21 protein-coding genes are annotated in these 21,698 nt (G+C 69.5%); 10 read left to right on the top strand and 11 right to left on the bottom strand.

What is annotated here, in order from left to right; genetic code table 11:
- Positions 1-68 precede the first annotated feature (68 nt).
- Entirely contained in the window at positions 69-1,538 is a 1,470-nt protein-coding gene (locus tag MWU77_RS22350) for an NAD(P)/FAD-dependent oxidoreductase (protein ID WP_169690184.1), read from the bottom strand.
- Between the two features lie 48 nt (positions 1,539-1,586).
- Positions 1,587-2,420, bottom strand: a complete 834-nt coding sequence (locus MWU77_RS22345) for a precorrin-3B synthase (protein WP_247274805.1) — start codon at positions 2,418-2,420, stop codon at positions 1,587-1,589.
- 98 nt (positions 2,421-2,518) lie between these two features.
- Between MWU77_RS22345 and MWU77_RS22340 the strand changes: the two genes are divergently transcribed.
- From MWU77_RS22340 to MWU77_RS22320, 5 genes are read left to right on the top strand one after another with little or no spacing between them, the layout of a single operon-like run.
- Positions 2,519-3,667: an acyl-CoA dehydrogenase family protein gene (locus MWU77_RS22340; protein WP_169690186.1), complete on the top strand. Its 1,149-nt coding sequence runs from the start codon at positions 2,519-2,521 to the stop codon at positions 3,665-3,667.
- Entirely contained in the window at positions 3,664-4,938 is a 1,275-nt protein-coding gene (locus tag MWU77_RS22335; protein ID WP_247274804.1) for an acyl-CoA dehydrogenase family protein, read from the top strand. The genes MWU77_RS22340 and MWU77_RS22335 overlap by 4 nt, the downstream gene beginning before the upstream one ends.
- A 45-nt stretch (positions 4,939-4,983) precedes the next feature.
- A complete protein-coding gene (locus tag MWU77_RS22330) occupies positions 4,984-5,382 on the top strand; it encodes a PPOX class F420-dependent oxidoreductase (protein ID WP_247274803.1) in 399 nt (132 codons plus the stop codon).
- A 46-nt stretch (positions 5,383-5,428) separates the two neighbouring features.
- On the top strand, positions 5,429-5,962 hold the full coding sequence (locus tag MWU77_RS22325) for a glutathione peroxidase (protein WP_169690189.1): 534 nt from the start codon (positions 5,429-5,431) through the stop codon (positions 5,960-5,962).
- 43 nt (positions 5,963-6,005) lie between these two features.
- A complete protein-coding gene (locus MWU77_RS22320; protein ID WP_169690190.1) occupies positions 6,006-6,500 on the top strand; it encodes a DapH/DapD/GlmU-related protein in 495 nt (164 codons plus the stop codon).
- Positions 6,501-6,521: 21 nt separating this feature from the next.
- Here MWU77_RS22320 and MWU77_RS22315 read toward each other — a convergent pair whose 3' ends face one another.
- From MWU77_RS22315 to MWU77_RS22305, 3 genes are read right to left on the bottom strand one after another with little or no spacing between them, the layout of a single operon-like run.
- On the bottom strand, positions 6,522-7,895 hold the full coding sequence (locus tag MWU77_RS22315) for a metallopeptidase TldD-related protein (protein ID WP_169690191.1): 1,374 nt from the start codon (positions 7,893-7,895) through the stop codon (positions 6,522-6,524).
- On the bottom strand, positions 7,892-9,403 hold the full coding sequence (locus tag MWU77_RS22310) for a TldD/PmbA family protein (RefSeq protein ID WP_169690192.1): 1,512 nt from the start codon (positions 9,401-9,403) through the stop codon (positions 7,892-7,894). Before MWU77_RS22310 ends, MWU77_RS22315 begins: the two co-directional genes overlap by 4 nt.
- A gap of 22 nt (positions 9,404-9,425) precedes the next feature.
- Positions 9,426-10,190 (bottom strand): TSUP family transporter, encoded by a 765-nt coding sequence (locus MWU77_RS22305; protein WP_169690193.1) that lies wholly within the window; start codon positions 10,188-10,190, stop codon positions 9,426-9,428.
- 109 nt (positions 10,191-10,299) lie between these two features.
- On the opposite strand from MWU77_RS22305, the gene MWU77_RS22300 reads away from it, so the two are divergent.
- The 4 genes from MWU77_RS22300 to MWU77_RS22285 are packed head-to-tail and all read left to right on the top strand — an operon-like array spanning position 10,300 to position 14,981.
- On the top strand, positions 10,300-10,845 hold the full coding sequence (locus MWU77_RS22300; RefSeq protein ID WP_169690194.1) for an FxsA family protein: 546 nt from the start codon (positions 10,300-10,302) through the stop codon (positions 10,843-10,845).
- A 22-nt stretch (positions 10,846-10,867) separates the two neighbouring features.
- Complete coding sequence (locus MWU77_RS22295; protein ID WP_247274802.1) at positions 10,868-12,487, top strand: amidohydrolase; 1,620 nt, start codon at positions 10,868-10,870, stop codon at positions 12,485-12,487.
- A gap of 20 nt (positions 12,488-12,507) precedes the next feature.
- A complete protein-coding gene (lnt, locus tag MWU77_RS22290) occupies positions 12,508-14,172 on the top strand; it encodes an apolipoprotein N-acyltransferase (RefSeq protein WP_169690290.1) in 1,665 nt (554 codons plus the stop codon).
- Entirely contained in the window at positions 14,172-14,981 is an 810-nt protein-coding gene (locus MWU77_RS22285) for a polyprenol monophosphomannose synthase (RefSeq protein ID WP_169690195.1), read from the top strand. Before lnt ends, MWU77_RS22285 begins: the two co-directional genes overlap by 1 nt.
- Before the next feature lie 61 nt (positions 14,982-15,042).
- On the opposite strand, the gene MWU77_RS22280 is transcribed toward MWU77_RS22285, so the two are convergent.
- From MWU77_RS22280 to MWU77_RS22260, 5 genes are all read right to left on the bottom strand, one after another.
- Complete coding sequence (locus MWU77_RS22280; RefSeq protein ID WP_247274801.1) at positions 15,043-16,077, bottom strand: diiron oxygenase; 1,035 nt, start codon at positions 16,075-16,077, stop codon at positions 15,043-15,045.
- Positions 16,074-17,015, bottom strand: a complete 942-nt coding sequence (locus MWU77_RS22275) for a prephenate dehydrogenase/arogenate dehydrogenase family protein (protein ID WP_169690197.1) — start codon at positions 17,013-17,015, stop codon at positions 16,074-16,076. The genes MWU77_RS22280 and MWU77_RS22275 overlap by 4 nt, the downstream gene beginning before the upstream one ends.
- On the bottom strand, positions 17,012-19,129 hold the full coding sequence (pabB, locus tag MWU77_RS22270; RefSeq protein ID WP_247274800.1) for an aminodeoxychorismate synthase component I: 2,118 nt from the start codon (positions 19,127-19,129) through the stop codon (positions 17,012-17,014). Before pabB ends, MWU77_RS22275 begins: the two co-directional genes overlap by 4 nt.
- Positions 19,130-19,283: 154 nt before the next feature.
- Entirely contained in the window at positions 19,284-19,646 is a 363-nt protein-coding gene (locus MWU77_RS22265; protein ID WP_247274799.1) for a chorismate mutase family protein, read from the bottom strand.
- A gap of 273 nt (positions 19,647-19,919) precedes the next feature.
- Positions 19,920-20,255 carry an RNA polymerase-binding protein RbpA gene (locus MWU77_RS22260; RefSeq protein WP_054720842.1) on the bottom strand — a complete coding sequence of 112 codons (336 nt, stop codon included), beginning with the start codon at positions 20,253-20,255 and terminating at the stop codon, positions 19,920-19,922.
- Between the two features lie 182 nt (positions 20,256-20,437).
- On the opposite strand from MWU77_RS22260, the gene MWU77_RS22255 reads away from it, so the two are divergent.
- Positions 20,438-20,770, top strand: coding sequence for a hypothetical protein (locus MWU77_RS22255; RefSeq protein ID WP_169690198.1), 333 nt, complete (start codon positions 20,438-20,440; stop codon positions 20,768-20,770).
- Between the two features lie 24 nt (positions 20,771-20,794).
- On the opposite strand, the gene MWU77_RS22250 is transcribed toward MWU77_RS22255, so the two are convergent.
- Entirely contained in the window at positions 20,795-21,397 is a 603-nt protein-coding gene (locus MWU77_RS22250; RefSeq protein ID WP_247274798.1) for a hypothetical protein, read from the bottom strand.
- Positions 21,398-21,698: the final 301 nt, after the last annotated feature.

The raw sequence follows: 21,698 nt of genomic DNA, 5'->3' as shown, positions 1-21,698 counted from the left end.
TCACTGCTTCGGAGGGTAGCAGGGCCTCGGTCCGGTTCGTGGACATGCTGAAAGAGCACCGCCGATTATCAGGGGCGGCGGGTTTCGAGTAGACGCAGCCACACCTCGCTGATGGTGGGATAGGCGGGAACGGCGTGCCACAGCGACGCCAGGGGTACCTTCCCGACGATCGCGATGGTCGCGGCATGGACGAGTTCGGCGACCTCGGAGCCGACGAACGTGGCGCCGACCGGCACGTCGGTAGCGCGGTCGACGACCAGCGCTGCATGGCCGGTGAAGTCGTCGCGGTGCAGGGTGGCGCCGGCGACGTCGATGTCGGCCTCGAGCACCTCGATGTCGAACCCGGCGGTGCGGGCCGAGTCGACGGTGTGTCCGACGGCGGCGACTTCGGGAACGGTGAAGATGACCTGGGGGATCTGCGCGTGGTCGGCGCTCGCCCGGTACCGCGGGTCGTCGAGGGGCCGGTTTTCGGCGCGGGCGGCGATGACGTCGCCGCACACCCGGGCCTGGTACTTGCCCATGTGGGTCAGCGCGGCGCGGCCGTTGATGTCGCCGACGGCGTACAGCCAGGCGCCGTCGACACCGTCGACAGTGAGGTGGTCGTCGACGGTGATGCTGCCGGTGTCGAGTCCTACGGTGTCGAGTCCGAGGTGGTCGACGGCGGATCGGCGGCCGGTCGCGACGACGACTTCGTCGACGTCGATGGTGGTGCCGTCGCTCAGTTCCGCTGTGATGGGGCCGCCGTGGATCATGCCGATTCCGGTGTCTCGGGCGTCGGGGCGGGTCACCGAGGTGACTTCGGTGCCGAATCGCACCTGCACGTCGCGGGTGTGCATCCGGGCGGCGACGGCGTCGGAGGCGAACGGTTCTACCCGCGCGAGCAGGCGGGGCCCGCGAACCACGACGGTGATCTCGTCGGCGCCGAGTTGTCGTAGCCAGGTGACGGTTTCGCAGGCGACGACGCCGCCGCCGAGCACGAGGACCCGGCGTGGGATCTGCCGCAGGTTCGTTGCGTCGCGGGAGGTCCAGGGCAGCGCCGCGCGCAGTCCCGGCAGGTCGGGGACGGTGGAGAGGGTGCCGGTGGCGATAACGACGGCGTGGCGGGCGCGCAGGGTGCGTGGGTGGTCGCCGTCGACGGTGATGGTGCGGGGCCCGGTGAGGTGAGCGTGGCCGCGGATCACATCGATGCCTGCCGCGTCGGCCCACAGTACTTGGGAGGAGTCGTCGTGGCCGGAGGTGAATCGGTCGCGGCGGGTCAGGACGGCGGGGGTGTCGACGTGGTCGGTGGTGACGTGCTGCTGGACGCCGGGCATGTGTGTGGCGGTGGTGAGGACCTGGGTGGGGCGGAGTAGGGCCTTGCTGGGCATACATGCCCAGTAGGAGCATTCGCCGCCGACCAGTTCGTGTTCGACGAGGGCGGCGGTGCGATCGGAGCCGGCGATGGCGTACTGCGCGGCGTTCTCGCCTGCGGGGCCCGCGCCGAGCACGATGACGTCGAAGGTGTCGGTGGATGCGGAGTCGGCCGGTTCGGAACTCACGCGTTCCACGGTAGGCCGCTCGGGTGCGGTGCGGGGGTGGTTCGGAGGTCAGTGCAGGTGCGGTGACCGGGCGTCGAAGATCAGGCCCATGGGGGCGAGGACTCGCACGACTTGGTCGGCGATGTGTTCGGGGAGGTCGCACAGCAGGATCGAGCGCCAGGGGGTGATGACCAGGGGGCGGTCGACGGCGGCGAGGAATTCGGCGAGGCGGGCGGGGAGCAGACCTCCGGCTAGGCCGCCGGCGAGGGTGACGGTGCCGCTCGGCTGGTCGAGCCATCCGATCGGGTCGCTCGGAGGTGTGGGAAGGGCAGCGGCGGTGGCGGTGTCCGCGGGGGACGGTGGGGTGTCGTCGAACAGGAGGTCGACGGCGGCGTCGGGGTCGGATCGGCGGAGTCCGGTGTCGGTGCCGGCGAGGACCAGGGTCCATTCGTCGCCGGAGACGGCGAGCAGGGCGCGGTCGGGGGTCAGCGCGACGATGTCGCCGGTGCCGTCGTCGAGTCCGAGGGTGCTGCCGGGGCGTGCGGTGGGTAGGTGCAGGAGCGCGGCGTCGGTGAGGGGGCGGATGTCGCATTTTCCGCCGATGCGTCCGCTGAGGGGGGAAGTGAGCAGGTGGGGCAGTGCGGGGTGGCCCACGGTGAATCCGGCGTCGGTGACGGCGGCGGTCAGGGTTGCGGGGTCGCCGTGCAGGCGCAGGTGGGCGTGTGGGGTCAGGTGCAGGACGCCGCCGGCGTGGGTGTGAGCGAGCTCGGCGAGGGCCTGCAACTGCGCGGCGGTCAGTCTTCCTGCGGGCAGATGCACGTCCACGGGTGCGGTGTCGTCGCTCGGGTTCGTCGCGGTCACGTCGTCCAGTATCCGGGTCTGGGGGAGACTCGGGAAACGCACCGAAGAGACTTTCCTTTACAGGATTGGATAACTATATTCTCATTATTGAGATCGAGGTGCTCCTCCGGTGGGGTGCCGCCCCAGACGAGAGGCACTGCATGCTGCTCGAACCCACACCCGACCAGGACTTCTTCCGCGACACGACCGCCCGGTTCCTGCAGGAACGGACCCCCGTTGCGGTCCTGCGCGGCCTCCGCGACGATGCCGCCGGATTCGATCCCGCCTTCTGGCGTGCCGGTGCCGAACTCGGCTGGACCAGCCTTCTCGTCGACGAAGCGCACGGCGGCGGCTCCATCAGCGACTCAGGGCTGATCGACCTGACCATGATCGCGTACGAGTTCGGGCGGCACGCCGCCCCCGGACCTCTCGTGCCGACCAACGTGGTGGCGGCCCTTCTCAACCGGCACGGCTGCCACCTCGACACTCTCGCCGGGTTGCTCGACGGTTCTGGCACAGCCGCGTGGTGCTCGGCCGAACCCCGACCTGAGGCCCGTGCCGCCACCGAGCCGCTGACGATCACCGTCGACGGCGACGACGTGATCGTGCACGGCACGAAACGCCCCGTCGAAGCCGCCGGTACCGCAGAGGTTCTGCTGGTGACCGGTCGTACCGGCGACGGACTCAGCCACGTCCTCGTCCCCCGCGACACCCCCGGCGTGACCGTCACCGCGATGCGGTCGGTGGATCTGTCCCGCCGCTACGCGAAGGTCGAGTTCGACGAGGTGCGACTTCCCGTCGGCGCAGTGCTCGGCACTGCGGGGGACGGCGCCGCCGACGACGAGTACGCCCGGCGCGTGGCGATCGTGCTGGGCTGCGCCGAAACCGTCGGTGCGCTGCAGACCGCATTCGACACCACCGTGGCGTGGGCGTTCGACCGCTATTCGTTCGGCCGTGCCCTGGCTTCCTACCAGGCCATCAAACACCGCTTCGCGGACATGAAGATGTGGCTCGAAGCATGTCACGCGATCAGTGACACCGCGGCTGCCGCCGTTGCGGCGGACACCCCTGATGCGGCCCGCCTGTCGAGTGCGGCGAAGGCCTACATCGGCGACCATGCCTCCCACCTGATGCAGGAATGCGTGCAGTTCCACGGCGGTATCGGTTTGACGTTCGAACACGACCTGCACTTGTACACCCGGCGCGTCGCCGCCAACCGGTCCACCTACGGCACCCCCGCCGAGCATCGCCGGCTGCTCGCCGATGCCGTCATCTCGGCCGCCGCCACGTCGAAGGAGAACGCACAGTGACCCAGACCGAGGTCGAGACCGAAACCCTCGACGAGTTCCGTGCCCGCGCCCGCACCTGGATCCGCGCGAATCTCGCGCCCGCCGATCCCGCCGCCCACGTGGGGGTGCTGCGCAAGGAGACTTCCGACGAGGACGAACTCGCCGCCGTCGAGCACGACCGCGCACTGCAACGGTCCATGTTCGACGCCGGGCTTGCCGGGATCAGCATTCCCCGCGAGTACGGCGGGCAGGGACTGACCCCCGCACATCAGCGGGTCCTCAACGACGAACTCGCCGGCTTCGAGTATCCGGCGCGACTGCAGGCGCCGACGTTCGTGCCGTGTGCGGCGGTGCTGCTCGATTTCGGCACCGAGGAACAGAAGAAGCGGCACATCCCGGCGATCCTGCGCGGCGAGGAACTGTGGATGCAGATGCTGTCCGAGCCCAGCGGCGGGTCCGATGTGGCGGGCGCGGTCACCACTGCGATACGCGACGGAGACGACTGGATCCTCAACGGCTCGAAGATCTGGACCACCGGCGCCTGGTGGTCCGATTGGGCGTTGTGCCTGGCTCGCACCAACTGGGATGTGCCCAAGCATCGCGGGTTGACGGTGTTCATGGTGCCGCTGAAAGCCCAGGGCATCGAGGTGCACCGCATCGAGATGCTCAGCGGGTCGAAGGAGTTCTGCCAGGAATTCATGACCGACGTGCGGATCCCGGACAGTGACCGGATCGGGGACGTCGACGCCGGCTGGACCGTCGGCACCCGCTGGATGTTCCACGAACGGCTCCTGCTGCGTTCTCCATATGCGACGCTGCCGGCCGGCAGCAGCCGCGGCGGCTCCCGCACCGACGAACTGCTCGATGTCGCCCGCGACGCGGGGCGCCTCGACGACCCCCTCGCCCGCGATCTGGTCGGGGAGGCCGACACCCTCGAACTGGTCAAGGATGCGCTGCAACAGCGCATCGGGCAGGCGATGGCGACCGGCGCGATGACCGATCAGGCCGCGAGTATCCTGCGGTTGATGTCGGGAGAGGTCGCTACCCGGCTGACCACGATCATGTACGAGATGACCGGCGCCGACGGTGCCGCGTGGGACGCCGACGACGGCGTGGTCGCCGAATGCGGCACCGACTTCCTGATGCAGCAGTCGTACACGATCGCCGGTGGCACGACCGAAATGGCCCGCAACACGATCAGCGAGCGGGTGCTGGGGATGCCGCGTGAGCGCAGCCACGACCCGAATCTCGCGTTCCGTGATGTGCCACGTGGCGCGCCGGCCGGAGGATGAGCCGCCGCCGCGCGCGCACCGGTGGTCGTTCCGTAGGGTGGGCGCATGCCTGATGGGGGAGTCACCACACCGTCGTTCGCCGACCTCGCCGACGCCCAGTACGTGCTGCTGAGCACGTTCCGGAAGAACGGCACCGCGGTCGCCACTGCCGTGTGGGCGGTCGCGGACGGGGACCGGCTGCTGGTGTGGACCGCGACCGGTTCCCACAAGGTGGGGCGGCTGCGCCGCGACCCGCGGATCACGCTTGCGGTGTGCGATGCGCACGGACGTCCGCGTAGCGCCGCGGTGCCGGGCACCGCGGTGTTGCTCGACGACGCCGGCACCGAACGCACCCGGTCCGCGATCATCGGCAAGTACAAGCTGTTCGGGTGGCTGACCGTCAAGGGCAGTCTGCTGCGGCGCGGCCGGTCCGGCACGATCGGGGTGGCGTGCACCCTCGACTGACCACTGCATATCCGATATCGACCGAGCCAGATCTGCGAGGAGCACTATGAGCGTCCACGATTTCACTGTCACCACCGCCGACGGCGGCACCGAATCCCTCGGTGTGCACCGCGGAAAGCACCTGTTGATCGTCAACGTCGCGAGCAAGTGCGGGCTGACCCCGCAGTACGAGGGTCTCGAGGCACTGCACCGCGCGAAGAAGGACGCCGGCCTGCAGGTCGTCGGGTTCCCGTGCAATCAGTTCGGTGGCCAGGAGCCGGGCACCGACCAGGAAATCCAGGATTTCTGCTCGGTCAACTACGACGTGACCTTCCCGGTCTACGGCAAGATCGACGTCAACGGCGAGGACGCAGCGCCGCTGTACACGTACCTGCGGGCGCAGGCACCCGGCGACTTCGGTCCCGACAACGGGTTCCTGTTCGAGCATGTGAGCAAGTCGCGTCCCGAGGCGATCGGCACCGACGAGGTGAAGTGGAACTTCACCAAGTTCCTCGTCGACCCCGACGGCGCGGTGGTGCGCCGCTTCGAGCCGACCGTCACCCCCGAGGAGATCGCGGAGGAACTCGCCGACCTGCGCTAGGAAGCGTCGGCTGCGGCAGCAGACTGTGGGAGGCGATACCAGGGTGCGGCACACCTATCTGTCCCAATCCGTGTTCGTCGCTGCCGCAGGGCTTCCGGTTGTTCCCGGAGCCCTGCGGCACCGGTTGCTGCGCGGGGCCGGTGTGCGTACGTCCACGCCGAGCCTGATCCACCGCGGTGTGGTGGTGCAGGGGCTGGGCCGGTTGACGCTCGGCTCCGGGGTGTTCGTCAACTACGGGTGTTTCTTCGACACGGTCGCCGACATCACCGTCGGCGACCGTGTCTTTCTCGCCGACCACGTCCGGGTGCTCACCAGCAGTCACCACACCGGACCGAGCGAACAGCGCGCCGGGCCGCTCACCGGCGAACCGGTGCATATCGGTGGCGGTGCCTGGATCGGGTCCGGGGCGGTGATATTGCCGGGGGTGACGATCGGGGCCGGCGCCGTCATCGGCGCGAATTCCCTGGTCACCGCGGACTGCGCACCGAACGCGCTGTACGTCGGCAGTCCCGCTCGGCGTCGGCGCAACCTACCCTGATCGACCACCGGCCGGTGCTGCTCACTGTGCGGCGCTCACCGAAGACATGTGGAAATCGGGGATACGCATTGGTGGCATCGCGGTGCGGGTGAACCAGTCGTTCCATTCCCGCGGCAGCGTCCGTTCGGTCGCCCCGACTTCGACGGCGCGGCGCAGCAGGTCGAGCGGGGACTCGTTGAACCGGAAGTTGTTCACCGCGCCGCGCACCTGTCCGTCCTCGATCAGGTACACCCCGTCGCGGGTCAGGCCGGTCAGCAGCAGCGCCGACGGGTCCACATCCCGCAAATACCACAAGGTGGTGAGCAGCAAGCCCCGTTCGGTGCCGGCGATCATCTCGTCGAGGGTGGCGCGCGAGCCGCCAGTGAGGAGCAGATTCTCCCCGGGCGCGGTCACCGGCACGGAGAACTCTGCCGCCGCCGCACGCGGATACGTCAATGCCGCCACGGTGCCGTCGCGGATCCAGTCGACGCGTTCGATTCCGAGACCGTTGTCGAACACCGACACCGTGTCGGTCGAGGCCGTCGCGGTGACAAACGGTGGGCAGGCCAGACCCGGCGCCGCCGGATCCGAGGTCAACGTCAACGGCAACGCCGCCACGGTCTCGCCGAGGCGGGTGCCGCCGGGGCGTGACCACACGGTGTGCCCCTCCTCGGCGCCACGCCCGGCCATCGACCACATCAGGTAGATCATCAGATCGGCCACCGCCGACGGCGGCAGCAGCGTCTCGTACCGGCCCGGCGGCAACGCCACCGCGCTACCGGCCCACCCGAGGCGCCGGTCCAGTTCCGTGAGCAGCGCCGTGGTGTCGACGTCGGTGAAGTCGGTGGTGCCGGCCCCGACCCAGGCGCCCGCGCCGGACAACCCACCGCGTTTCGCGGTGACCTCGATGGACCCGTCCGTCTGCGTCCAGCGGCGACGCAACCCGGTGGAGGTGCCCAGCCAGGTGGTGTGCACCTGGTGATGCGCGAACCCGTACAGCGGATCGCGGGTCGCGTCGCCGAAACCGGTGGTCAATGCCGCGATCACGTCACCGAACACGTCGATGCCGGTGCCCGCTGCCGCGTCCGCCCAGTCTCCGGGCTCCCCGTCGCCGGGCAGCAGTGGCATCGCGTCGGTGGCCTCGGCGGCGGTGTCGGCGGCCGCGACCGCCGCGGCCACCACCGCGGGGATCTCGTCGGCGGGCACGCTCGGGGCGGTCACGATGCCGCAGCGTGGCCGTGAGCCGCGGCGGATCGCGATCACCGTCCAACTGCGTGCATGCATCACCCCGTTGGTGGTCATCGAACTACCCGCCCACCGCACATTCGCCTCTGCGCTGTCGGTGACCAGCACGATCGTCTCGTCGGCGCGGGACGCGGCCAGCGCGGCGTCGACGAGCCGGGGTGCGTCGATCATCGACCGCCCTCCTGCCGGGTGTTGAGCACGTTGATCTGCCGCAGCAGCACCGACGGGCAACCATGACCGACCGGCGCGATCTGCCCGGGTTGCGCTTTACCGCAGTTCATCGCCCCGCCGAGCTGCCATGTCGAACGTCCCCCGACGGCTTCGAGCGCACCCCAGAAGTCGGTGGTGCTCGACTGATACGCCGCATCCCGCACCTGCCCGGCGAGGCGACCGCCGCGGATCCGGTAGAACCGTTGCCCGGTGAACTGGAAGTTGTAGCGCTGCATGTCGATCGACCAACTGCGATCACCGACCACGTACAACCCGTCCTCGACCCCGCCGATCAGATCGGCCGTGGACCGATCCACCTGCGGATCCGGTTGCAGCGACACGTTCGCCATCCGCTGCAACGGCACATGATGCGCCGAGTCGGCGTAGGCGCAGCCGTTCGAGCGCCCCACACCGGCCTTGGCGGCGAACGCCCGGTCGAGCTGGAAGCCCACGAGCAGCCCGTCACGCACCAGATCCCACGACTGGGCGGCCACCCCGTCGTCGTCGAATCCGACGGTGGCCAACCCGTGCGGCTCGGTGCGATCCGCTCGCACCTGCATCGCGGCACTGCCGTAACGCAGCGACCCGAGCCGGTCCGGGGTCGCGAAGGAAGTCCCCGCGTAGGCGGCCTCGTAACCGATCGCCCGGTCGTACTCGGTGGCATGTCCGACCGACTCGTGAATGGTCAACCACAGATTCGTCGGGTCGATCACCAGATCGGTGGGGCCCGCCGTCACCGTCGGCGCATGCGCCTTCTCGACCAGCAACTGGGGCAGTGCCGCGAGCTCACCCGACCAGTCCCACACTGCATCGGAGGCGACGTACTCCCAGCCCCGCCCGGTCGGTGCCGCCAGGGTGCGCATCGACTCGAACGTCCCGGCCCGCCGGTCCACCGTCGTCGCCTCCAGCTGCGGATGCACCCGCACCCGCTGCTGGGTGATCGACGAACCCGCCAGATCCGCGTAGAAACTCTGTTCCTTGACCAGATCGCACCTCGCCGCCACGTGATGCACCCCATCCGCGTCGAGCAACCGGCGCGAATAGTCGGTCAACACCGCGACCTTCTCCTCGGTGGACACCGTGAACGGGTCCACTCGGTAGTCAGAACACCACGTCGCCTCGGGGTACACCGGCTCGGGCGCCCACTCGACGGGGTCCCGGTTGATCGGGCGCAGCGCCCGCGCCACCGCCACCGCGCGCGTCGCCGCATGCGCGGCGCCGTCGGGATCGGGATCCGGATGCGACGCGAAACCCCAGGTCCCGTCGAGCAACACCCGCACCGCCACCCCGAGATCCGATGCGTCCACCACGGACTGGACCGCACCGTCACGCACCGTCAACGACTCGGTGCGCACCCGGTGCACCCGCACATCGGCGTGTTGCGCCCCCACCGCACGCGCCACCGACAGCGCCGCATCGGCGATACGCGGCAGCGGCAGCGCCAGGAAATCCGGATCGACGACGTTCACCTGCAGCAGCGTATCGGCCCGCTCACCCGAACTGTTGAATTCCGAGCCGGATCACCATCACGGTCACCACCACCAGCAGCACCGCCCGCACGAACCCGGCGCCGCGCCGCAGCGCGGTGCGCGACCCCAGCACCGACCCCGCGACATTGCACACCGCCATCGTCAACCCGAGCGTCCACCACACGTGCCCGCCGAGCGCGAACAACACCAGCGCCCCGAGATTCGACCCGAAGTTGAGGACCTTCGCCATCGCGGCCGAGGTCACGAACTCACTGCCGAGCATCGCCGCGAACACGATGATGAAGAAGGTGCCGGTGCCGGGACCGAGGATGCCGTCGTAGAACCCGATCACCGCGGCCGCCCCCACGATCACCATCACCATGCGCGGCACGCTGGGCCGGTGGGCCGGAGCGGTCCCGAGCGTCGGGCGCGCCGTGACGAACACCGCCACCGCCACCAACACCACCATCACCACGGGAATGAACACATCCGGGTCGATCAGCGAGACCGCCGCCGCACCTGCCGCCGCGCACACGGCCGCGACGAGCGCCGCGGGCGCCAGGATCTTCCACGGCAGCCGGATCCGCCGCGCGAAGGTGAGCACCGCCGCGCCGGTACCGAAGATCGCCGTGAGTTTGTTCGTCGCCAACGCTGCCTGCGGGGTGAGCTGCGGCGCCACCAGGAACAGGGCAGGTAGCAGGATCAACCCGCCGCCGCCGACCACGGCGTCGACCCACCCGGCGGCGGTGGCCGCCACCAGCAGTACGCCCCAGTCCGCGGCACTCATCCCGCCATTCGATCACGTCGGGAGAAAAATCGGGTCCTCGTTCGTTGGAGGGGATAACGGCCGCTCATCCCCTGCAGCAGACGGCGCGGCCGGCACCGGAAGGACCGCCATGTACCTGTTGTTGTTCCTCGCCTACGTGGTCGCGGAGATCGCTGTGCTCGCCTGGCTCGGCAGCGCGTTCGGCGCGCTGACCACCGTGCTGTTGTTCCTGGGTGTGAGCGTGCTCGGCTACGCGGTGCTCGCCTCCCGCGGGCGCCGCGCACTGCGCGATCTGACGTCGCTGCGCGGCGGCACGACACCGAACCTCGACGTGACACCGGAACGGATGCTCACCGACGGTGCGCTCATCGGTGTCGGTGCCGCCTTGGTGCTGGTGCCCGGGCTGATCACCAGTGTGCTGGGGATCGTGTTGTTGCTGCCGACCCGCGCGGTGCTGCGCCCGCTGGTGCGTATCGTCGCGGCGCGGCAGGTCGCGCGGCACGGCGCCACCGTGCGGGGTGCCCGCATGGTGGTGGTGGACGGGCAGGTCGTCGAACACACGGTCGTCGGTGCCGATCCGCGGCTGACCGCGTCCGCCCCGGGGGAACCGGTGATCGGCGGCGACGGGGTGCTCGAGGGCGAGATCGTCGACACCCCGCCCCGGCGACACCCGTGAGGACGGGGCAGACTGGACTCTCGTGAGTTCAGCACCGCGCACCCAGCTTCTCGTCGGCGGCCGCATCTACAGTTCCTCCGCGCCGGACGCGACCGCGATGGCGGTCACGGACGGGCGCGTCGTGTGGGTCGGTCAGGACCGCCCGGGGAGGGCATTGCATCCGGATGCGGAGGTCGTCGATCTCGACGGGTTGTTCGTCGCACCCGGATTCGTCGACACCCACATCCATGTCACCGCCCAGGGGTTGACGGTCACCGACCGCAACCCGCTCGCGGTGGACCTGGCCGACGTCGGCAGTGGCGCCGAGGTGCTGCGGCGGGTCTCGGAGTTCGCCGCGACCCACGACGACGCCGTCATCTGGGGGCAGGGCTGGGACGAGACCACCTGGCCCGACGACGCACCGACCACCGCGGCGCTCGATGCCGCCGCGCCGGGTCGCGCGGTGTATCTGGCGCGCGTCGACGCGCATTCGGCGGTGGCGTCGACGGTGTTGCGGCGGGCTGCGCAGGCCACCGGACTCGACGGCTATCATCCCGAGCGGCCGTTGACCGCCGCCGCGCATCACGCGGTGCGCGCGGCCGCGCAGGCCGCGCTCACCCCGCAGCAACGCGCCGCGGCGCGCACCGCGGCCCTCGACGACGCGGCTGCGCACGGGATCGTCGCGGTGCACGAGTGCGGTGGCCCCGACATCTTCGGCGTCGACGACTTCACCGAATTGCTCGCCTACGACCATCCGGTGCAGGTGCGCGGCTATTGGGGGCAGGCCGTCACCACCGAGGGCCAGGCTCGTGCGGTGCTCGCGGACACCGGAGCGCACGCTCTCGGCGGCGACCTGTTCGTCGACGGTGCGTTCGGGTCGCGGACCGCGTGGTTGTCGGAGCCGTATCTCGATGCGCCCGGCTGTTGTGGCCGCACCTACCTCGATGTCGAGGCCATCGCCGCGCATCTGCGGGCCTGCACCGCCGCGGGGGTGCAGGCCGGATTCCATGTGATCGGTGACGCGGCGACGGCAGCGGCGGTCACGGCGATCGAGCAGGTCGCCGCGGAGCTCGGTGGGCCCGCCGTTGCGTCGTGCGGGCATCGTCTCGAACATGTCGAATCGGTGACGGTCGCGCAGGCGCAGGTGCTGGCGCGGTACGGGATCCTCGCGAGCATGCAGCCGGGATTCGATGCGGCCTGGGGTGGCCCGTCGGGGATGTATGCGCAGCGACTCGGTGCCGAACGGGCGGCCGCGCTCAACGATTTCGCGGCGATCGCCGCGACCGGGACGTCGCTGGCGTTCGGGTCGGATGCGCCGGTGACCGCGCCGCGCCCGTGGGCGATGCTGCGCGCGGCCGTGCACCATCGCACCGAGGGCAGCGGCATTTCGCCGCGGGCTGCGTTCGCTGCAGCGACGCGTGGAGCGTGGCGGGCCGGTGGGGTGCGTGACGGTCTGGCGGGCACGTTGGATCCGGGTGCGCCCGCGTCGTATGCGTTGTGGGAGGCGGGGGAACTGGTGATCAGTGCCCCCAAGGACGGGGTGCAGCGGTGGTCGACGGATCCGCGGTCGCGGGTTGCGCCGCTGCCGGATCTGAGCCCGGGCACGGCCGATCCGGTGCTGGTGCGCAGTGTGCATCGTGGCCGTGTGGTGTACGAGCGGTGAGTGCCGAGTCGCAGGATGTGATGCAGCGCAGTGGGTTCCGGTCGGGATCGGGTGTGTCGCTGAGGCGACGGTTGGTGCCGGTGGTGGCACGGTCGGTGGCTGCGGTCGGTGCGGGTGTCCTGCTCTTCGCGAGTTTCCCGCCGCGCCCGTTGTGGTTTCTGGCGCCGCTGGGCATCGCGGTCCTCGTTGCGGTGGTGACGGCCCGGCCGATGCGGCGGTGGGCGGGGTTCGGGTACGGCTATCTTGCGGGCCTGGGTTTTCTGGTGCCGTTGCTGCCGTGGATCGGGGTGTATGTCGGGCCGTTGCCGTGGTTGGCGTTGGCCGCGGTCGAAGCGTTGTTCATCGGCCTGTTCGGGGCGTTGGCGGTGCATCTACGGTCTCTGCCTGCGGCACCGGTGTGGATCGCGGCGGCGTGGTCGCTGACCGAGTATGCGCGGTCGTCGGTGCCGTTCGGTGGGTTTCCGTGGGGCCGGTTGGCATTCGGGCAACCCGACGGGTTCTTGGTGTGGCTCGCCGCGGTGGGCGGCGCGCCGTTGGTGTCGTTCGCGGTGGCGTTGATCGGTAGCGGCGCGGCCGCGCTCGCGGTCGGGAAGTGGCAGCGGCGGCACCGCGGCAGGTCGGGTGGTGGTGGTGGGCTGTGGGCGGCGGTCGCGTGGACGGCGCTGGCACCGCTGGCGGCGGCAGCAGCGTGGCCGTTGATCGTCACCCCGGACACCGCTGATTCCGACGGGCGGGAAGTGACCGTCGCGGCGATCCAGGGCAGTGTGCCGCGCCTGGGTCTCGACTTCAACGCGCAACGCAAGGCGGTGCTGGACAACCACGTCGCCCGCACCCTCGAACTCGCCGAGCAGGTTCGTGCCGGTCGGGCCGAGGCCCCGGACGTGGTGGTCTGGCCGGAGAATGCGTCCGATATCGATCCGTTGCGCAACGCCGATGCTGCCGCGGACATCACCGCGGCGTCCGCGGCGATCGGTGCTCCGATCCTCGTCGGCGCGGTGCTCGTCAACGGCGACGGCACCACCACCAATTCGGTGATCGTGTGGGATGCGCACTCCGGTCCCGGGGAGCGGCACGACAAGCGGATCATCCAGCCGTTCGGCGAGTATCTGCCCTATCGGTCGTTCTTCCGGTTGTTCTCCGAATACGCCGACCGGGCCGGGTTCTTCGTGCCGGGAGCCGGGGACGGCACGGTCTCGGCCGCGGGTATCACGATCGGGGTGGCCACGTGTTACGAGGTGGCGTTCGATCGAGCGTTCCGTGATTCGGTCGATGCCGGCGCGCAGATGCTGGCGGTGCCGACGAACAATGCCACCTTCGGCGACACCGAGATGACCTACCAGCAGCTGGCGATGTCGCGGGTGCGGGCCGTCGAGCACGGTCGCACCGTGGTGGTCGCCGCGACGAGTGGCGTCAGCGCGGTCGTCGATCCCGACGGTCGGGTGCAGCAACGCACCGCGTTGTTCGAGCCGGCCGCGTTGGTCGCGCACGTGCAGTTACGGCAGGACGCTACGCTGGCTAGTCGGTTCGGACCCGTGCCGGAGCTCGTGCTCTGTGTCGGGGCCGTGGTCGCTGCCGGCCTCGCCCTCGTGCGTGATCGTCGGCGACGCGATATGCCGGGGTCACAGCCCGACTCCGACACAGCATCAATCCCGGCCGACGGCCGGTTCGACAGGGAGGACCACTGATGGCAGCGGCGACGCCGGCCGGGGACATGAGCGCACCGAGTGCGCGCACCCTGGTGATCATTCCGACGTACAACGAACGCGAGAACATCGGACGGATCGTCGCGCGGCTGCACGCTGCGCTGCCGCACACGCACGTGTTGATCGTCGACGACGGCAGTCCCGACGGCACCGGTGCCCTCGCCGACGAACTCGCCGCTGCCGATCGTGACCCCGACGGCTCGGGTGGGCGTATCGAGGTGATGCACCGCACCGAGAAGAACGGTCTCGGCGCCGCCTACATCGCCGGTTTCCGGTGGGGTCTGGACCGCGGCTACACCGTGCTCGTGGAAATGGACGCCGACGGCAGTCATGCCCCCGAGCAGCTGCATCTGCTGCTCGAGCGGATCGATGCCGGCGCCGATCTGGTTCTCGGTTCGCGGTATGTGCCGGGCGGCACCGTGGTGAACTGGCCGTGGCATCGGGAGGTGCTCTCGCGCGGTGGGAACATCTATTCGCGTGTGGCGCTCGGAGTGGGCGTCCAGGACATCACGGGTGGTTATCGCGCGTACCGGCGGGAGGTGCTCGAAGCGCTCGATCTCGACGCGATCGCCTCGCACGGCTACTGCTTCCAGGTGGATCTGGCATGGCGGACTCTGCAGGCCGGATTCACCGTCGGTGAGGTGCCGATCACGTTCACCGAGCGGGAGATCGGGGAATCGAAGATGAGCGGCAACATCGTGCAGGAAGCGTTGCTCAAGGTCACGTTGTGGGGGCTCGAGTCGCGCCTGTCGAAGGGGCGGGCGCTGCTCGCGCGGGTGACCGGCCGCTGACACGCAGCGCCCTCAGGTCACCCACCGGGGCGGGTCGGCGGTGTGGTCTCAGGCCGTGGTCTCAGGCCGGATCGAAGGGGCCGCGCGCGACGAGGTCGGCTTCGACCCCGAGATGCCCGCACAACCGGCGGATGGCGGTGCAGTCCTGCACCACCGGCCGCCCGGCGGTCGCAGCGGCGGTGTCGGCGAGCATCGCCTGCCCACCGGGGATCTGCTCATGCGCCACGATGGCGGCCCAGGTACTCATGTCGTTTCCGGTGAACGCCTCGATGCCGGTGGCGAGCGCGTCGAGCAGGAGTTCACGTTCGGTGGCGTCGAGTTCGTCGAAGATCATCATGAGCAGTTCCCCGGCCAGGGAGCTGTGGCACAACTCGTCGCGGCGATGCACGGACACCGTGCTGCGGTTGACGTGCTGCACCGACTCGTCGCCGGTGAACAAGCCCAGGTAGGCGCTGATGGAGGTTTCGGCGACGGTGGTGAACGCCAATCGGATCAAGGCCGCATGCCGGGGGTCGAGGGCGTGGGCGATGGCCGCATCGTGGGCACGGACGGTACGGCAGGGGGGCAGCACCGCGTCGGGCATCGCCCAGCCGCGGCGGCGGCGGGTCAAGGCGTTGGCGTTCTGATGCATCAGTGTGTGGTATTGCTCGTCGACCATCGCCTGGAGCACCCCGACGGTGACCGTGTCGTGCGGGCCGATGCCGAACACGTCCGAGGTGATCAACCCGAATCCGGGATTGACGACGTGCTGTTCGATGTCGATGACATTCTTGTTGTATGCGATCCAGGCCCATGCCTCGACGCGGGCGCGGTGGTGCTGGTCGAGCGCGAGATAGCGGGGATGGGTGTGGAACGGGATCATCGCCTCGGGAAAGTCGTGCAGGTCCGGCTCGAACATCGCGTCGAGGTCGGGTTCGGCCTTCTTGACCGCGGCGCGGCGCGGCCACGAGTGGGACAGTCCACGGATCACGGCGCTCTCGACGGGATCGGCCGGGTCGTGGGTGGGCAGTTCCGGGGGGCGGAGCCGGGCGCGCACCGGTTCGGCGGTGGCGGCGTCGGCGTGGGCGAGGGGGACGCCGAAATCGGGATCGATCATCTCGGGCCCCCGTTCTCGAGGTCGGATCCGGGTGCTGCGGACGGCAGCGTCGTCAGCAGCTGCCCGCATATCGCACGATACCGGTCGAGACCGGGTCCGAGGGCGGTACCGGCCCGGGTCATCGCCGCGGCGAATGTGTCGATCCGCTCGGGGTCGGCGGCGGCGTCGAGTTCGTCGAGGGCACCGCGCAGGGCGCGGCGGGCCTGCGCCGCGTAGGGGTTGGCCGCCTGGATGTCGTGGTACACCTGGGGGACGCCCGAGGCGACTCGCGCGAGAAGTGCGCGCAGCAGCAGGTGCGGGGGCGGGGCGGTGCTCTCGGTGGCCGGCGGGGGATCGAGGGTGTCGAGGGCCAACCCGAATGCGAGGGCGGTCGCGTGGGTCAGGGCCTGGGTGGTGGCGGTGATCCGGTCGTGTTCGTCGGCGTCGACCGATACGATGCGCACCTGTTCGCGGCGCAGCACCGTGAGAAACGCGTGCACGGGTGGTCCGGGGCGGTAGACGACGGCGGCGACGGGCCGCCCCGTCATCCCGAGGGACGGAGCGAACATCGGGTTGATGCCCAGGGCTGCACGGTCGGGCAGTTCGTGGTGCACGGCGTCGGCCATGACGGTTTTCACCGACAGGGTGTCGACGAGTAGGGCATCGGGACGCAGCAGGGCCGCGAGGGTGGGAAGTGCGGCGAGCGCAACCGGTTCTGGGACGGCGAGGACGACGGTGGTGGCTGCCCGCAGTGCGGATGCGGCGACGGGAGTCGGTGCCGTGATGTCGGCGCGGAGCGTCCGGTGATCCGAATCAGTTTGCGCAGCAGCATGTTCGGTTGCGTGTGCGTCGAGGACGTACACGGTGTGGCCAGCGCGGCGCAACGCCGCGGTGAGCATCGCACCGACGGCTCCGCACCCCCCTACGACGACGATGGGCCCGGTCGGTGCCGCTGTCACCGGCGGGTTCCGTCTGCCGGTGACGCCACGTCGACGGTGCCGGCTCCGTCGGCGTGAGCGGCTCCGCCGGTGCCCCCCGCGTCGGGGTCGGCGAGGCAGCGGCGCATCGCGACGGCCTTGACCAGGGTTTCTTCGAGTTCGTCGTCGGGGTCGGAGAGCGCGACGATCGCGCCGCCGATCCCGAAGCTGACCTGATGGTCGGTGGCGACCATCGTGCGGATGACGATGGACAGATCCACCGTGCCGGTCAGCGACAGGTATCCGAGTGCCCCGGAGTAGACGCCGCGGGGCCCGTCCTCGAGTTTGTCGATGATCTCCATCGTGCGCAGTTTCGGTGCGCCGGTCATCGAGCCGCCCGGGAATGCGGCCCGCACACAGTCCACCGCCGTCTTGTCGGGGCGTAGGGTTCCTCGGACAGTGGACACCAATTGGTGTACTGCGGAATAGGTTTCGACGTCGAAGAGCTCGGGGACGTGCACCGATCCGGGAATGCACACCCGGGAAAGATCGTTGCGTACCAGATCGACGATCATCAAATTCTCGGAGCGGTCCTTCTCACAGGTGCGCAGATGCTCGCGTAGGAGGTCGTCCTGCGCGGCGGTGGCGCCGCGCGGCCGGGTGCCCTTGATCGGCTTGGACTCGACGACGCGGTCCGACCCGATCCGCAGGAACCGTTCCGGGGAGGCGCTGAGCACAGCCAGGCCCGGAAAGCGCAGCAACGCACTGTACGGGGTGGGACTGATGCTGCGCAGGACCCGGTAGGTGCGGAGCGGATCGATGTGCCGATCGACGGTCGCGGTGTTGGTCAGGCACACCTCGTACGTTTCGCCGCTGCGGATCTCGGCGAGGCACTGGCCGATCAGGTCGAGATACCGCTGCGGGTCGTGCCGCACCCGGATCTTCTCGTCGCGATCGGCGCGCACCAGCAGCGGCGGCGGGGCGGGTGGCACCGAGTCGGACAGGGTGGCCAGTACCGCGGCGGTCTCGTCGAACCACGCCGCGGTGGCGGTCTCGCCCACCTGCTCGCTGAGCGCGAGCAGGTGGCAGCGCCCGGCCTCGTGGTCGAGGACGACGGCCCGGTCGGCGAACACCATCGCGGCGTCGGCGACGGGGGAGGTGTGCACGAGTTGACCGCCGGCGTCGGCTTTGAGTTCGTAGCCGAGATATCCCACGTAGCCGAGTCCGAACGCGCAGGGCAGATCGGTGCGGGCCTCGACGCGCCGTTCGGTGAGGCGACGGTCGAGATGGTCGAAGAAGGTGCGGTGATACGAGGCGCTGCTGCCGTCCGAACGGTGTTCGCGCACCAGGGTTTCCGCGACACTGTAGGTGACGAACTCGGCGCGGGGCCCGGAAGCGTCGCCCATGACCGTGAATCGGGACTCCGGTTCGAGTGCGTCACTGCCCTCGAGGAGGAAGCTGTGCGGGCCCGCGGCGAACAACGCCTCGTACACCGCGTGCGGTGCGGGGTGACAGTCGAGGGTGCGGCTCTCGAGCACGAATCGTGCGGCGGCCGGCGCCGGGGCGGGCGCGGCGACCCCGTTGCGGGTGGTGCGTGCCCGGGTCGTGGTGACGGCCCGGAAATTGTCGAGCAGTTCGAATCCGTAGTCGGTGCCGATCGACTCGGGGTGGAACTGCACGCCGAACAGAGGCCGGTGGCGATGCGCGACGGCCATGAGCAATCCGTCGCGGGTGCGGGCGAGGACCTCGAACTCGTCGGGGACGTCCTCGACGATCAGCGAGTGGTACCGCACGGCGGTCAATGGCGACGGGATCCCGGCGAACAGTCCGGTCCCGTTGTGCAGGATGTCGCTGGCGCGACCGTGCACCGGCTCGGGGGCGCGGACCACGGCGCTGCCGAACAGGTGGCACAACCCCTGATGGCCGAGGCACACCCCGAGCACCGGGACGTGCAGTTCGGTCAGCGCGCGGGCGCTGATCCCGAAATCGCGCTCGCGGTCCGGGCGGCCGGGGCCGGGGGAGATGACGACGTTGTCGAAGTCGAGGGTGAGGACGTCGTCCCAGGAGGTGTCGTTGGTGACCACGAGCGGGGCGATGCCGTTGACGCGGGTCAGCAGGCTGTAGAGGTTGTAGGTGAACGAGTCGTAGTTGTCCACGAGCAGGGTGCGGACCGGCGGTGCGGACCGGCCGGGCTGCGGTGACCCAGCGTGCGACGAGGACCCGGCGTGCCACGAGGACCCAGGGTGCCACGAGGACCCAGGGTGGGACGATCTGGGGTCGGAGGGGGACGCAGCCGCTGCCATGATCCGCTCAGCTCCGGCGCTCGGCGGGCGCGGCGACGCTCGGATCGCCCCCGGTGGTGGCATCGCCGTCGGCGACGATGAGGTCCTCGACCCGGCACGCCTCCCCGATCAGCAGGTCGTAGAGTTCGCGCACGAACTCGGCGGACAGCCCGTGACGTTCGGCATAGTCGCGGGCACGGCGCTGCACGAGTTGCATGCGGCCGGGTTGCAGCACCGCGATGTCGTGCTGTTGTTTCAGCTCGGCGACGCGCGTGCACAGCGCCAGCCGGTCCCGGACGTCGTCGAGAAGTGCGCGGTCGACGCGATCGAGCTCGACGCGCAACGCTTCGAGCGCGGTCTCGGGATCGGTGACGGTGTTGTTGTCGTTCACGTGTATTCACCCCCCGGGTGCTGCCCGACCGATCATCGTCGAAATATCGGTGCGTGGTGTGAAGGTGGTGCCGCCGACTGTTCTCGTCCGGCGGGTTCGCCCATAATTGCACGCCGATCCGCACGGTTGCCCGGCATTTGATCTTTTTGTGGCGTGTCTGCGACCTGACTCCGGGTGGGTCCTGCAGAAAAGGAAATGCCGTTGCGGGAAACAATTCCCGCAACGGCATCGCCGATTACGCCTGCCCGGGGTGAGGGCCACCCGTCGGGTCGCTCAGCCGCGCCTCTTGCTCTTGATCAGGTCGAGTCGCTCCTTGAGCAGTTCCTCGAGGTCCTCGACCGAGCGACGCTCGAGCAGCATGTCCCAGTGGGTGCGCGGCGGCTTGGTCTTCTTCGGCTCGGGTGCCGCACCCTCGATGAGGGTGCCTTCGAGACCGTTCTTGCACATCCAGGTGCCGGGGATTTCGGCTTCGTCGGCGAACGGCACGTCGAACTCTTCGCCGTTGTCGCAGCGATAGCGTGCCATCCGACGCGGCGCGAGATCGTGGTCACGGTCGGTTTCGTAACTCACCGCCCCGAGTCGGCTGCCTCGCAGTACACGATCTGCCATGGTGGTGTCCTCTCTCGTATTGCTCCGCCCGGTGGGGCCCGGCACCGACGCGGCGTGTGCCGGACGGTACCCACGTCCACACCATGTCAACGTCGGCGGGGCCGAATCCGTTCCCGAACCGGGGACACGGCCGATCAGCCAGTTTACCGGCACCGGTTCTGCGCTCGGTAACGTGTCACCCTATGTCCGGACCCGAGCGCAGACCAGCGAGCTGTCTGTGGTGCGGGCGACCGGTACCCGAGATCGGGACGGGTCGCCGCCGTCACTATTGCCGCCGGTCCTGCCGACAGCGCGCCTACGAGCAGCGGGTCACCGCGGCGAGCTCGGGTCTGGCCGCCGATGCCGTCGTGCTCTCGGCGGCCGAGGCCGAGGCCCTGACCGATCGGGCGTTCGAGGTGCGGTGTGCCGCCGAGGACGTGGCGACCGCCGTCGACGAAGGTGCCGATCAGGGTGAACTACGTCGGTTGTGCGCCGAACTGGTGGAGTTGGCGCGGGCGGCCGAGCGGCTGCGCTGAACATCCTGCGGCCGCCCGCTGCACTCACACGAAGAATCCGCCCATGGTGTAGATGACCTGGCAGAACGCGCCGTTGACATACTGGACCGACCCGAACAGGGCAGCCATGACGGGGCCGGGTCCCGGCGCGATGGTGGTGGACAGCTGCGGAACCCCACCGATCCGGTCGTCGAGCGTGGCGACACCGGCCCGGAAGTTCTCCATGTTCATCCACACGAATTTCAGGTCGGCGTCGGCGGGCTGCACGGGGATGGTCGGCTGCACGAACACCTTCATCTCCCCGAATCCGATATCCGGATCGGCGTGCGGGCCCGGATGCGCCCACCCGGAGGTCATCGCGAAGGGAGTGAACCCGCCACCGCAGCCCGGCCCGACCGACGGCGCGGGCGACATGAACGGCTGCGGAATGTTTCGGGGCGGAGGTTCGAGGATCGTCGGGGTGCGGGCGGCGTCGACCAGCCGGTCGAGAGCACCGACCACGTCCGGCGAACCGGCGAGCTGCGCGCGCAACTGGTCGACGGGCATTCCGGCGGGCGCCGGATCGGCGGCCGCGTGTGTGGGGGCCGTGACGGCTATCGCTGCGGCGAACAGGACACCGAGTGAGCGGGCGAATCGGCGACGCGACATCGGATGCTCCTTCGTGGGTCTGAGAGTGGTGCGTCAGGCGGGAACAATCGTGGGGTACTGCGAATCGTGGGACAGATGTGATCCGAGTTTCGACAATAGGCACCGAGAGTGGGTTTCGTGCGGTTTCCGAATTTGCCGCCGCAAATCGGACATTTCGCAATCGAGTATCGAACGGTGATCGAATCGCGATGAAAAAGTAATGATTCTCGCGGGCAGATGGTGCGCGGCTGGTATCCGCTTCGATCCGAATTACCGATCGGTATCGCATTCCTTCCCCGACTCCTTTCTGCGGCGCGAAACC

Source organism: Rhodococcus sp. F64268 (genome assembly GCF_023015605.1).
Classification (GTDB): domain Bacteria; phylum Actinomycetota; class Actinomycetes; order Mycobacteriales; family Mycobacteriaceae; genus Rhodococcus.
This window is presented reverse-complemented; position numbering and strand designations above follow the sequence as displayed.